The sequence below is a fragment of the Pseudomonas sp. SDT291_1_S447 genome (genome assembly GCF_054070155.1).
Genome location: NZ_JBSVXS010000342.1, coordinates 1 through 309, shown reverse-complemented (window position 1 = coordinate 309; position 309 = coordinate 1). Strand labels below are relative to the sequence as shown.

The 309-nt window shown below is 61.8% G+C and carries 1 protein-coding gene; it reads right to left on the bottom strand.

The window, feature by feature from the left end:
- The coding region (locus ACW9IR_RS29855; protein ID WP_457466200.1) for a phage baseplate assembly protein V at positions 1-309 on the bottom strand (309 nt) is incomplete at both ends.

The following is a 309-nucleotide window of genomic DNA, read 5'->3' as shown; positions in this document are numbered from 1 at the left end:
CGCCGTGGTCGCTGCGCAGCGCAATGCTGATCTCGCTGGTGGTGTCGTCGATGCGTAATTCGTTGGCGCGGCTGCCCTTGTATTCCTTGCTCTTGACCGTGGCCAGCGTCTTGAAGTCCGGGAGTTTGTACGGCGGTAGATTGGCGCCGTGGTACAGGCAACCGGTGATCAGCGGCTGATCGGGATCGCCCTCGAGGAAGGTGATCAACACCTCCATGCCGACCCGTGGGATGTTGATCGAGCCAAAGGTCTCAGCCGCCCAGCTCGACGCGACGCGCATCCAGCAACTGGTCATGTCGTCGTGCTTGC